The 10,052-nt window shown below is 62.5% G+C and carries 11 protein-coding genes; 7 read left to right on the top strand and 4 right to left on the bottom strand.

Features of this window, described 5'->3' with window-relative positions; translation table 11 throughout:
* Nucleotides 1-7 precede the first annotated feature (7 nt).
* The 5 genes from FQ320_RS02360 to FQ320_RS02340 are packed head-to-tail and all read left to right on the top strand — an operon-like array spanning nt 8 to nt 5,171.
* Nucleotides 8-985 (top strand): tripartite tricarboxylate transporter substrate binding protein, encoded by a 978-nt coding sequence (locus tag FQ320_RS02360; RefSeq protein ID WP_187393746.1) that lies wholly within the window; start codon nt 8-10, stop codon nt 983-985.
* A 55-nt stretch (nt 986-1,040) separates the two neighbouring features.
* Entirely contained in the window at nt 1,041-1,514 is a 474-nt protein-coding gene (locus FQ320_RS02355) for a tripartite tricarboxylate transporter TctB family protein (protein WP_148469678.1), read from the top strand.
* A gap of 3 nt (nt 1,515-1,517) precedes the next feature.
* Nucleotides 1,518-2,990 (top strand): tripartite tricarboxylate transporter permease, encoded by a 1,473-nt coding sequence (locus FQ320_RS02350; protein ID WP_148469677.1) that lies wholly within the window; start codon nt 1,518-1,520, stop codon nt 2,988-2,990.
* The gene (locus FQ320_RS02345; RefSeq protein ID WP_148469675.1) at nt 2,987-3,691 is read left to right on the top strand and encodes a FadR/GntR family transcriptional regulator; all 705 of its coding nucleotides are present in this window, start codon (nt 2,987-2,989) and stop codon (nt 3,689-3,691) included. Before FQ320_RS02350 ends, FQ320_RS02345 begins: the two co-directional genes overlap by 4 nt.
* Nucleotides 3,692-3,716: 25 nt before the next feature.
* The gene (locus FQ320_RS02340; RefSeq protein WP_148469672.1) at nt 3,717-5,171 is read left to right on the top strand and encodes a sulfatase; all 1,455 of its coding nucleotides are present in this window, start codon (nt 3,717-3,719) and stop codon (nt 5,169-5,171) included.
* A gap of 12 nt (nt 5,172-5,183) precedes the next feature.
* Here the strand turns inward: FQ320_RS02340 and FQ320_RS02335 are convergent, their stop codons facing one another.
* From FQ320_RS02335 to tsaD, 4 genes are all read right to left on the bottom strand, one after another.
* Nucleotides 5,184-5,597, bottom strand: a complete 414-nt coding sequence (locus FQ320_RS02335; protein ID WP_148469670.1) for an EVE domain-containing protein — start codon at nt 5,595-5,597, stop codon at nt 5,184-5,186.
* A complete protein-coding gene (locus tag FQ320_RS02330) occupies nt 5,597-5,869 on the bottom strand; it encodes a YciI family protein (RefSeq protein ID WP_148469669.1) in 273 nt (90 codons plus the stop codon). Before FQ320_RS02330 ends, FQ320_RS02335 begins: the two co-directional genes overlap by 1 nt.
* A 121-nt stretch (nt 5,870-5,990) precedes the next feature.
* Complete coding sequence (locus FQ320_RS02325) at nt 5,991-6,230, bottom strand: hypothetical protein (RefSeq protein WP_148469667.1); 240 nt, start codon at nt 6,228-6,230, stop codon at nt 5,991-5,993.
* A gap of 133 nt (nt 6,231-6,363) precedes the next feature.
* Nucleotides 6,364-7,455 carry a tRNA (adenosine(37)-N6)-threonylcarbamoyltransferase complex transferase subunit TsaD gene (tsaD, locus tag FQ320_RS02320; protein WP_148469665.1) on the bottom strand — a complete coding sequence of 364 codons (1,092 nt, stop codon included), beginning with the start codon at nt 7,453-7,455 and terminating at the stop codon, nt 6,364-6,366.
* Nucleotides 7,456-7,551: 96 nt separating this feature from the next.
* Between tsaD and FQ320_RS02315 the strand changes: the two genes are divergently transcribed.
* Together FQ320_RS02315 and FQ320_RS02310 are read left to right on the top strand one after the other, a co-directional pair.
* A complete protein-coding gene (locus FQ320_RS02315; protein ID WP_148469663.1) occupies nt 7,552-8,241 on the top strand; it encodes a uroporphyrinogen-III synthase in 690 nt (229 codons plus the stop codon).
* A 92-nt stretch (nt 8,242-8,333) separates the two neighbouring features.
* Nucleotides 8,334-10,043, top strand: coding sequence for a hypothetical protein (locus FQ320_RS02310; RefSeq protein ID WP_148469661.1), 1,710 nt, complete (start codon nt 8,334-8,336; stop codon nt 10,041-10,043).
* Nucleotides 10,044-10,052 lie beyond the last annotated feature (9 nt).

The raw sequence follows: 10,052 nt of genomic DNA, 5'->3' as shown, positions 1-10,052 counted from the left end.
TTTTGCGATGATGCGTCGAATTAAGATGTTGGCAGGAGGTGTGTCCCTTGCTGTGGCCGCCACCCTGATTGGATCGGTTGGACCAAATCCGACCGGTCACGCACAGGCCGAGGGTTTTCCCAGTGAGCCGATCCGCGTGATCGTGCCGTTCAAACCCGGCGGGCGCACCGATGTCGTCGCCCGGTTGATTGCCGAGAAAATCAAGGAAAACGACTGGCTGTCGCAACCCATGGTCATCGTCAATGCCGATGGGGGTGCGGGTGCCAATGCGGTGCAACAGATGCGCCGGGGCAAGGCCGACGGACATACGATCATCCACTGGCATCATCAGGCGCTGATCGCCATGGCAATGAAACTGGGCGATTTCGGGTTGGACGATTTCCGCTCGCTCGGGTTCACCGGCGGCGGCAGCCCCCTGTGGGCGGTCCGGTCCGACAGTGAATTCGAAACCATCGAGCAACTGATCGATCACCTGAAGGCCGAGCCGCGTTCGTTGATCGAAGCGCTGGGCATTGGCAGCATCCCGCATTTCGTCGGCGGAATGTTCGCCGACGCGGCAGGATTCGAGACCCGCTATGTCACCGCCAACAGCGCCGCTGACCGTCTGCGCATGTTACTGGGTGGCAATGCCGATATAGCGCTGTTCGCCGCGTCGGAATATCTGGCTCAGAAGGAAGGCTTGCGCCCGCTGGTCTATTTCGGCCTGAACCGGTTGCCCGAAATGCCCGATGTTCCGACGGCACTGGAACTTGGCTATGACGTCACATGGGCGAACCCAAACTGGTGGCTGGCCCCTGCGGACACGCCGGACGAAGCGGTCGAGGCGCTGTCGGCGGCTTTGGAAAAGGCCATGGCCGACCCCGAAATCGTCGAATACTTCACCAATAATACGCTCGAGGCCTATTGGACCCCGGGCGATGAGGCGATGGCGGAGTCTGAAAAGCTGCTTGAAAAGCTGAACAAGATCGCCGCGACCATCCAGTAAATCATAGCGCCACGGCCCGACCCCGGGCCGTGGCATCTGTTCAGCGGAGCCCGCCATGCCCGAATTCAGCCGCCGCACTCTGGGCGATCTTGCCCTGTGCGCCCTTGTCATCGCCGGTTCCATTGTCCTGTTCATTGGCGCCTCCACCCTGCCGCCACCCCGGTTTGAACCTTTGGGGAGCGCGGCCGTACCCCGTATTCTGGGCGGCATTCTGATCGTCCTGTCCGTGATCGTCGCCGTACAGGCGGTGGTCGCGCGCAACTCTGAATCCGAACCCTCACCCGAACGCCCGGCTGCAATCCCCTATCGCGGAACGATGGTTCTGATCGCGCTGGTCGTTTATGTCGGCGCTCTGGATTTTGGCCGCGTGCCGTTCAACGTCGCCACACCGCTGTTCGTGCTAGCCTCTGGTCTGGCAATGTCGCGGCTCACCTTTCGCCACGCGCTGTTCTTTGCCGCGCTGGGTCTTGGGGTCGCGCTTTTGCTTGACTGGATCCTGTCCACCTTTCTTTTTATCCGCATCGGATAGCTCATGATCGACGCCTTCATCCTTTTGTTTCAATGGCAAAATCTGGCATTTCTGGTGCTGGGCACCGGATTGGGCATCGTGATCGGCGCGATTCCCGGGCTGACGGCGACAATGCTGATCGCGCTGACGCTGCCGCTGACCTTCCATATGGATCCGGTCAGTGCTGTGACCCTGCTGATCGGTGAATATGTCGGCGGAATCTCTGGCGGGCTGATCACCGCGATCCTGTTGCGCATGCCGGGCACCCCGGCCTCGATCGTCACCACTTTCGATGGCTATCCCATGGCGCAATCGGGCCGGGCCGAGCGGGCGCTGGCACTGGGCATCATGGCATCAGTCGTGGGCGGGGTGATTTCCTGGATGTTTCTCGCGTCCATGTCGCCCTCTCTGGCGCGGTTCGCGTTAAAGTTCGGCCCTTGGGAATATTTCACGCTGGTCCTGATGGCGCTGGTGATGCTGGCGGTTCTGGCACAGGGTTCGCTGGCCAAAGGGTTGATGGGAGCGGCGCTGGGCATGGCCTTTGCCTTGCCGGGGATCGATTCCAGCATCGGGCAGGCGCGGCTGACATTCGGGTCGTCCACGCTGCTGTCGGGATTCGGATTGTTGCCGGTGCTGATCGGCGCCTTTGCGATCAGTCAGGTCCTGCGCGACTCCAACAGTGCCGCGACCGATCTGAAGATCGACCCACCGAAAAAACGCTTGCCGGTGTATTGGTCCGATATCCGAACCCATGGCGCGAACATGCTGCGTTCGTCGGTCATCGGGACTTGGATCGGCCTATTGCCCGGGATCGGCGGCAATATCGCCGCGCTGGTCAGCTATTCCACCACCAAACAACTGAGCCGGGAGCCAGAAAAGTTCGGCACCGGTTATGAACCCGGCGTCGTGTCGGCGGAAACCGCAAACAACGCATCCATCGGCGGCGCGCTGATCCCGCTGATCACCATGGGGATCCCCGGCAGTGTGACCGAGGCGATCCTGATCGGCGCGCTGACCATCCACAATCTGCAACCCGGACCCCTGCTGTTCCAGAACGCGCCCGAGATCGCCTATGGCATCATCGCCGCCTATCTGGTGGCCAACATCATCATGCTGCTGATGATGTGGGGCGCGGTGAAATGGATCGCCCGGGTGGTGCAGATCCCCCGCTCGACCCTGCTGTCGATCATTCTGGTGTTCTGCGTCACCGGTTCCTATGCGGTGAACAGCAGCTTTGCCGATGTCTGGGTGATGATCGCCTTCGGGGTGATCGGTCTGGGGCTCGAGGCGGCGCGGGTGCCGCTGGGGCCTTTCGTGATCGGCTTTGTCCTGTCGCCCATCGCCGAAGAACAGTTGCGCGCATCGCTGATGATGTCAGACGGCGACGTCACCGAGATTCTGGGCCGGCCCTGGGCGCTGTTCTTCCTTGTGCTCTGCGTGCTTACGCTGATCTGGCCTGTGATCGCGGCGCGTATAGGCAAAAGGAACACGGCATGAGTTTGATCGGGCTTCCCACGGGCGGGCGGCGATATCTTGGCATTGCGAAAGACATCGCCGACCGGATCGACAGCGGCGAATATGCCGCCGGTGACCGGTTGCCGCCCGAACGCGAATTGGCGGCGCAACTGGAAGTGTCACGGACAACAGTCCGCGAGGCGCTGCTGGCGCTGGAGATTCAGCGGTACGTGGAAATTCGCGTCAGCTCGGGGGTGTTCGTATTGCCTGCCGCCGGGCGCGACCCGGACCGCGGGGCTTTGGCCGAACAGGATGCAGCCGGCCCGTGGGAGGTGTTGGAGGCCCGGCGCCTGATCGAGGGATATTCCGCCTATACCGCCGCGCAACGGATCGATGATGCACAGCTTGCCGAAATGGAGCGCTGCAGCGAACGTATGGCCGATGCGCTGGACGACATTCCCCGGTTCGACGCGGCTGATGCCGAATTTCACCTGCAGATCGCCGCGGCCTCGGGCAATGCGGTGATCGAATCCTATGTCGGGCACTTGTGGAAGATGCGCCAGAGCGCGATGTGGGAAATCTGGTATGACAAGACCCGCCAACGCAAGAACCGTGTGCGGTCGGTCGAAGATCACAGCGTCATCCTGCGCGCCCTGCAACGTCGCTTGCCCGACGCCGCACAGACGGCCATGCGCGCCCATCTGGATGTGCTGGCCGAACGCTTCTTTCAACTGAACCTGTAAGACCCTGACAGACGGAGACACCCCCGTGCCCAAGACCGCCAACCAGCCCGATATCGTTTTGATCTGCACCGATCAGCAACGGTATGACACCATTGCCGCTCTTGGTGCGTCGCATATGGACACGCCCAACATTGACCGTCTGGCCCAGCACGGTGTGACATTCACACAGTGCCACGTCACCGCGCCGAGTTGTGTACCCTGTCGCGCCTCGCTGTTCTCGGGTTATTATCCGCACACCAACGGCGTGTTGGCGAATGGTCAGCCCTGGAGCCGGACCTGGGTGTCCGAACTGGCCGCTGTCGGGTACCAGACAGTAAACATCGGCAAGATGCACACCATCCCCTATGACGCACCCGCAGGATTTTCCGAACGCTTTGTCGTGGAAAACAAGGATCGCTTCATGGAGGGCCGGTGGTACTTCGATGAATGGGACAAGGCGCTGGCGGCACACGGGCTGAAGAAACAGCAGCGGGTCGATTACCGCAAACGCCCCGATTACAAGGATCGTCTGGGCGCGTTTACCTGGGACATGCCCGAACACCTGCATTCCGACGTTTTCGTCGGCGGCATGGTGGAATGGTGGCTGGAAACCAAACCGGTGGACAAACCGCTGTTTCTGGTCGTCGGGTTTCCCGGGCCGCATCCGCCCTATGATCCGACGCCGGAATATGCCGAAAAATATATGGCCCGCGATGTGCCCTTGCCCGAAGTGACCGAAGAGGAAATCGCCGGGTTGCCCGCGCCGTTTGTTGAAAAGCGCCACCACGATGTCGAGGTTGATCATGATTCCGTGTCATGGAAACTCAACCCGACGCGGGACGAGTTGCACCGCCTGCGGGCCTATTATTATGCCAACGTCGAAATGATCGACCGCGAAGTCGGCGAAATTCTGGATGCGCTGGAAAAACGCGGGCGGATGGACAATACAATCATCATCTTTACGTCCGACCATGGCGATTGTCTGGGCGATCACGGTCTGAGCCAGAAATGGGCCCCTTACGACGAAGTGACGCGCGTGCCGCTGATCATCAGCGCGCCCAAGCGGTTCACCGGTGGGCGCAGCGTCGACCAGATGGTGCAACTGTTCGATCTTGGCCCTACGATTCTGGAATGGGCCGGGGTGACGCCGGACAGCAGTTTCGAAGCGGTCTCGCTGAATCCCGCATTAGAGGGCGACGATTTCGAAGGCCGGACCCATGTGTTCTGCGAACAGGGCGGTGACGTAAACCTGACCGGTGCGAATTTCCTGACCATGGTGCGCTCCGAAACCCACAAACTGGTGCATTTTCGCGGTATGGATTGCGGCCAGATGTTCGATCTGGTGGCGGACCCGAAAGAGGTCCGCAACCTGTGGGATGATCCCGGATCGGCAGCGATCAAGGCGAGCCTGCTGACCGTGCTGATGGAATGGCACATCGACAGCGCCGTTCAGACGCGGGATGCGCGCAAACGGGTGGTTGCGCCGATGGCTCTGGCCTGAACAGCGGCCGGATCAGCCCTTTGCAAGCTTCAGCACCGCCGCCCACTGGTCGGCGGTGACTGGCTGGACAGACAAGCGTGAGTTCTTGACCAGCACCATGTCGGCCAGTCCCGGTTCGGCCTTGACCATATCCAGCATCACGGGATGGGCCAGAGGTTCAACGGCGCGAATATCGACACATTCCCACCGTTCGTCATCGGTGCTGGAATCCGGGTGCGCCGTCTTGCACACTTCGACAATGCCGACGATCGCCCGCTCGGCCTGCGAATGATAAAAGAACCCCCGGTCACCCACCGCCATGTCACGCATGAAGTTGCGCGCCTGATAGTTGCGCACACCGGTCCATTCTTCGCCTGCGGCACCCTTGGCCACCTGCATGTCCCAGGACCACTCACCCGGTTCCGACTTGAACAGCCAGAATGCCATCAGCCGATTACCTGAGTCCAAGCAATCAGTTCAACCGAGTCGAAAAGCCCGGCCCTGCCATAGGGATCGCCATCGCGAAACGCCTGTGCCGCCGTCATGTCATCGACGTTGAGGATGATCAGCGATCCGCACATCTCTCCGGCATCATCGAGCAGCGGACCGGCGCGTTCAACGGCGGGCGACGCTTTGAGGTATGCCACATGGGCGGGGCGGTTTTCGGTCCGGACGGACAGGGCGCCGGGTTTGTCCCGGGCGATCAGCGCAACGCGCATTGGCAGTCTCCTTGCTCAGTTCGCAATAACCTGCCCGGGGACAGGGCGGGTAGCAAGAGGGACTTACATGTCCGTCATTTTTCACATCACCGTCAGAGCGTCAGTTTTGCGGACCATCCGGTCATCGTGCCATTGTATCGTCAAGCCAGGACACGACCCTTCTCGCCTCGGCCAACGCCTCATCAGGGCTGCGGAATACGGCCGAGCCATAGTGTCCGATACTGTACCATCCCTGCCCATCTTCGGGATCGCGGCGAAACTCATCAAAGCCGTAAGTGCCGTCAGGGCGGGCAAAAATATCAACACAAATGGTTTTGCCGTCAAGATTGATCGACCGGAGAACTTTGTTCGTATGGGCCATGCGTTAACTCCAATCTCACAAGCCTCTTACCGATGCGGCGAAGCTGGATCATCTCAAGGCACATCGACACATGGGCGCCCCAGCCCGATTTCGGCGCAGCGCCGGACCGATGCACCGGGCACAACGCTCCTGCTCAGGCTTTGGCGCCTTTCTTGCCGCTCCCCAGCATCGCAGGAGCGGCGTCGTCCAGCGGCCACCGGGGGCGGGCCGACAGGGTCATGTCGTCAAACAGACCAAGGCGGAACCGTTCGACCCCGACCCAAGCGATCATCGCCGCATTATCGGTGCACAGGTCCAGCGGCGGGGCAAGGAAACGCACGCCACGCTCGCCGCACAGGGCCTGTAACCCGCCCCGGATCGCGCCGTTCGCCGCCACGCCGCCCGCCACAGCAAACACCGGTGCGGCAGGCTTCAGCGTCAGATAGGCATCCAGCGCCCGGGCGGATTTTGCAACCAGCACATCGCGCACCGCTGCCTGAAACCCGGCGCAAAGATCGGCACGGTCGGTTTCGCGCAATCCCTCGGGTGTCATCACCCGATCCCGTTCGCGCAGCAGTGCCGTTTTCAGCCCGGAAAATGACAGGTCCATACCGGCCCGATCAAGCAGCGGGCGGGGAAAGGCGAAGCGCGCAGCGTCACCGGTGGCCGCCGTACGCTCCACCGCCGGACCACCGGGCTGAGGCAGCGCGAGCAGCTTGGCCGTCTTGTCGAACGCCTCGCCCGGGGCGTCGTCAATCGTGCCGCCAAGGCGGGTGAACCGGTCCGCGCCATGAACCAGCAGGAACTGGCAATGCCCGCCCGACACCAGCAGCATCAGATATGGAAACGCCACCATATCGGTCAGGCGCGGCGTCAGCGCGTGACCGGCCAGATGGTTCACCCCGATCAGCGGCAGGCCGGACCCGGCACAGATCCCCTTGGCGCACATCACACCCGACATCACCCCGCCGATCAGCCCCGGACCGGCGGTCACCGCCACCCCGTCGCAATCGCCCAAAGCAGTTCCAGCTTCGGACAGTGCCTGTTCGATGCAATGGTCGAGCTTTTCGGCATGGGCACGGGCGGCAATTTCGGGCACCACACCGCCGAACCCGGCATGCAGCGCGGTCTGCCCCGCGACAATCGACGACAGAATGACAGGCGCGCTGCCCGGCGTATGGCGCACGACAGCGGCAGCGGTATCGTCACAGCTGCTTTCGATTCCCAGAATGGTAAGCGTGGTCATCGGTGGCCCCGGTTGCGTGTATGACCCGGCGTCGCTAACACTCGGGGCGCGCGGCGACAATGACCGCGCGCTCCAACAGACCTGACGAGGCGCGCCATGACGCTGTTGCTGCTTACCCGTCCCGACGCGCAATCCCGGGCCTTTGCCATGGACTGCCGCGCTGCCGGTTGGTCAGGGGATATCGCGATCTCGCCGCTGATCGAGATCGAGCCGCGGCACCTGACGGCTGATCTGTCGTGCTATGCCGCGCTGATCTTTACCTCGATCAACGGGATCGAGTCGGTCGCGGCGCAGACTGATCTGACCGGCAGGCTGGCGATCGCCGTGGGCGGTGCCACGGCACACCGGGCCGAACAGGCAGGCATGACGGCCATCACCGCCAACGGAACCGCCGAGAGCTTGATTGCCATGCTGCTGGCCGATCCGCCCGCGACACCCCTGTGCCATCTGCGCGGCGAGCATGCCCGGGTCGATCTTTCCGAGCGTTTGACCGCAAATGGCCTGCCCACCGATGCGTTCATCGTCTATGATCAGCATGCGCGCGCCCTTTCGCCTGAGGCAGTTGCGTTGTTGCGCGGGCCCGGGCCCATAATCGTCCCGCTGTTTTCACCCCGCTCCGCCGTATTGATGGCCGCCGCATGCAAAGGGTCAACCGCACAACTGCTCCCTGTTGCAATCAGCGCCGCCGCCGCCGCCGCATGGGAGCGCCCTGAAACGCCGATTGTCGCCGCCCGGCCCGACAGTGCGGCAATGCTGGCGGCGGTGTTGGCCGGAACCATTTCATGACCGGTCTTGTTGGTCGGTTATCGAAAAGCTAAACTCCGGACTTGTGCCGATATCGCGGCAAAATCAGAATTTCGAAACAAGGTGAGGTCAGCGTGGCAAAATCGACGAAACCGAGAAGCACGCGATCGAAAGCCGCACCCGGCAAACCGGCCGTAGTTAACTCCGAGGCGGGCAAATCCGTCGATGATCAGTTTGAGGCCGACAATCCCGATGCGGGGACCAAGGCAGAAGCCACGATCGAGGGTGGCGAACCGGGTTCTGCGGATGCAGGGCAACTCGCCTCTGCGAGTGATGAACCGACGGCCGAGGCTGTCGCGGTTGATCAAGCGGATGGGTCTGAATCAAGCGAAACCCCAGCGGAGGCGTTGCAGGATGCATCAAGTGACGTTGTGTCTGACAACGATGTTTCAGCCCACACCACTCCAGACATGGCGACACCTGACACCGATGCTTCGGCTAATGACACGTCCGATGCCGATGGCCCCGACAACGCCGCATTGGACCCCGCCGAGCCGGTCGATCCTGTGACAGCCCGGGCAGAATCCGCCCCGCCCGCCGACATGCCGGACCCCGAACCGGCGTCCGAGGCACAGGCCGGGCGCGACTCGCCGACCGGTGAATCCGCCACTGATCTGGTACCGGTGAAACAGGCGCGAATCAGCACCGGGCCGGGGTTCTTCACCATGCTGCTTGGCGGATTGATCGCCGGCGGGATCGGTTATGGTCTGTCCACATATGACGTTTTTGAACAACGCGACGACGGCAGACTGGCCGGAATCGAATCCCGGCTGAACGATCAATCCGGATCGATCGAAGAACTTGCGGCGCAATCCACCCTCGCCGCCGAGACCGCAAACTCGGCAGCCGAAACAGCAACCGCCGCGGCACAGCGCGTTGAGGCCTCTGCAAGTGCCAGTGACCTTGCCGAATTGCGCGCCCTGATCGAAACTTCGCAAGGCGCGGGGTCTGCTCCGGGCACATCGCCCGCCGCACCACCCGCCGAAGGGTCCGGCGCTGGCACCGACAACGGTCCGGCCTTGGGCGATCTGGTGGCGCGGGTTGATACCGTCGCCGGACAGGTCGATACCGTTGCAGACCGGATCGAAGCGCTGACCGGACAGATCGATACAACGGGCGCAAGTCTGGCCGACCTGACCACCCGGTTCGAGTCATTCACCGACCAGATCGACCCCGAAGCGGCGCAAAAGGCGATGGATGCCTATGCGCAGCAACTGGCGACGCTCCAGTCACAGTTGGACGATCAGCGCGACGATATCGCCGTAGCCCGCGATGCCGCCGAGACGGAAACCCGCAGGATTTCGGTGCAGGCCGCATTGGCCAAGATCGGCGCGGCGCTGGAAAACGGCGACCCCTTCGTTGACGCTCTGGCCGAATTGGACACCACTGGCGGACCCGAAGCCCCCGAGGGCCTGACCGCCAACGCCAGCGGTGTCGCCACGCTGTCGCAACTGCAGGACCAGTTCCCGCCTGCCGCACGCCGCGCACTGAACCTGTCGATCCGCGAGATATCGGGCGGTGGGACGATGAACCGCATCGGTGATTTCCTGCGTGCCCAAACCGGCGCGCGATCTTTGGGCGCCAAGGACGGTGACGATCCCGATGCCATCCTGTCGCGGGCCGAAGCGGCGGTGAAATCGGGTGACCTGCCCGCTGCACTGACCGAAATCGCGGCTCTTCCGCCCTCGGGGCAAGAGGCGATGGCCGATTGGCGCACCGCAGCCGAGGCCAGACTGGCCGCCACGGCCGCCCATGCCGATCTGGCCGCACAGAACTCCAACTGAGGACGATTA

Source organism: Oceaniovalibus sp. ACAM 378, from assembly GCF_008085915.1.
Lineage (GTDB): Bacteria > Pseudomonadota > Alphaproteobacteria > Rhodobacterales > Rhodobacteraceae > Oceaniglobus.
The sequence above is the reverse complement of the archived record's forward strand: the minus strand, read 5'-3'. Positions and strand labels throughout refer to the sequence as shown.